Origin of the sequence: Micromonospora maritima (assembly GCF_902825405.1) — a bacterium.
GTDB classification, from domain to species: domain Bacteria; phylum Actinomycetota; class Actinomycetes; order Mycobacteriales; family Micromonosporaceae; genus Micromonospora; species Micromonospora maritima.
Map to the genome: position 1 here is coordinate 1 of NZ_CADEAU010000761.1, position 1,864 is coordinate 1,864.

Consider the following 1,864-nt stretch of genomic DNA (forward strand, 5'->3'; position numbering starts at 1 on the left):
GGTGAAGACGCTGTCGTCGAAGGACTCGACCGGCAGGTTGAAGTGCTGCATCACGCCGGGCAGGTCACAGAAACGTACGTCGACGAACTTCACGTCCTCGTTCTTGAGGTATCGCAGGAGTTCCTCGGGATTGGCGAACACACGTCCTCCTGGCAGGTCCACTCCGGTGGCTGGCTCCTGGCGACGCTATGGCCGGGCGGTTGCCCGGCCGTGTCTCCTCTGTTTCCGCCGTGTTACGTCGCTCGCGGAGCGTCATCCCCGCCTGGTCTGCTGGCCTTTGCGGCGTTCGTCGGATTTACCGGTAGGCGCCGACGCGGCGCTACCCTGGCCGCTGTGACCGAAACCGCAACCCCGGTGCCGCCCGCCACCGACCCCACCTTCACCCCACCCAGCCTCGGCCGCCGCTTCGGCGCGCTGGTCATCGACTGGATCCTCTGCCTGCTGGTCGCCGGCACCTTCGCGCAGCCGACCCGCGACGGATGGTCACCCGTCCTGGTGCTGGTCCTGGAGTACGGCTTCTTCCTCGGCCTGTTCGCCCAGACGCCGGGCATGTTCCTGACCCGGGTCCGCTGCGTGGCCTGGGCCGACGGAGGCCGGATCGGGATCGTCCGCGCGCTGCTGCGCGGCCTGCTGCTGGCCCTCGTCGTGCCGGCCCTGATCATGGACGAGCACCGGCGCGGCCTGCACGACCGCCTCACCGGATCGGTCGTCACCGACGCGCCCCGCCGCTGACCCGCACCGGAAAGGAGCCGGCCCCCGTCGGGGACCGGCTCCTTCTCCGCGTACGTCGGAGGTCAGCGACCCCGGGTCTGCCGGAACGCGCCGCGCGGCGGCCGCATGTTCTTCGGGACCGCGCCCTTGGGCATCTGCGGCCGCGCGGTCAGCGCCTTGAGGCGCTTGTCGAGAGCGTTCACGTCCTTGGGGGAGAGGCTGCGGGGCAGCCGCATCAGCGTCATCCGCAGCTTGCGGACCGGCAGCTCACCGTCGCCCTGACCGATCACGTAGTCGTGCAGGGGAGCGCTGCCGATCACCTTGGCCAGCCGGCGCTTCTCCTGGCCCAGCAGACCCCGGACGCGCTGCGGGTTCCCCTCGGCCAGCAGGATCACGCCGGGCCGGCCCACCACCAGGTGCACCATGTCCATCTGCGTGGTGGAGCTGACCGCCGGGGTGACCCGCCAGTCGCCGCGCATGCTCTCCATGATCTGCGCCGCCGCGCCGGGCTGCCCCTCGGCGGCGTTCATCATCGCCTTGTTGGACCGCAGGTTGAGCACGATCAGCACGGCGAGCAGGGTGAGCAGGATGCCGATCGGCAGCCAGATCCAGCCCCAGGCGAGCACCGCGACCACGGTGAGCGCGAGCGGGATCAGCACCGCCGCCGCCGTCAGCGGCGCGAACCACTTGTCCTGCTTGGCGGTGAACCGGAACACCATCCCGATCTGCTTCAGCCGCTGGCCGAACGAGACCTTCTCCTGGGGCTTTGCCATGCCGCAGAGTCTAGTGGTCGGCGCCCGGCCCGTTGATCCGTGGCCGCCCCTTCCGGCGCGGGCTGAGTACCTTACGGCCGCGCCGGCCCGTTCCGGCCCTCGGGTAAGGAGGTGGGACCGACGAAGATCAGGCACCGTACCCATGCCCCGGGGGCACCTTCGCGCGGAAAGTCGATGTCGACAGGGACGACACACCGCACGACAGGGAGATCGACGATGTTCGGCAACGACGCGGAATTTCTGCTCAGCATCCACCGCAGCCACGCCTCCGAGCTGCAGGCCGACGCGGCCCTCGACCGGCTCGCCCGGTCGCTGCCCCGCCGGCACGCGCACGGGTGGCTGGGCCGACGCCAGCACACCGCCCGCACCACCGACGCCCG

General features: G+C 70.6%; 2 protein-coding genes. One reads left to right on the forward strand and one right to left on the reverse strand.

The window, feature by feature from the left end:
- The first annotated feature begins 333 nt into the window (after positions 1-333).
- A complete protein-coding gene (locus tag HUW36_RS31990; protein ID WP_174531475.1) occupies positions 334-732 on the forward strand; it encodes an RDD family protein in 399 nt (132 codons plus the stop codon).
- A 62-nt stretch (positions 733-794) separates the two neighbouring features.
- On the opposite strand, the gene HUW36_RS31995 is transcribed toward HUW36_RS31990, so the two are convergent.
- Positions 795-1,484, reverse strand: coding sequence for a DUF4191 domain-containing protein (locus tag HUW36_RS31995; protein ID WP_174531476.1), 690 nt, complete (start codon positions 1,482-1,484; stop codon positions 795-797).
- Positions 1,485-1,864 lie beyond the last annotated feature (380 nt).

What these genes read in the sequence shown, in the direction of transcription:
- HUW36_RS31995 (WP_174531476.1), bottom strand. Translation starts at nt 1,484, where the DNA reads ATGGCAAAGCCCCAGGAGAAGGTCTCGTTCGGCCAGCGGCTGAAGCAG.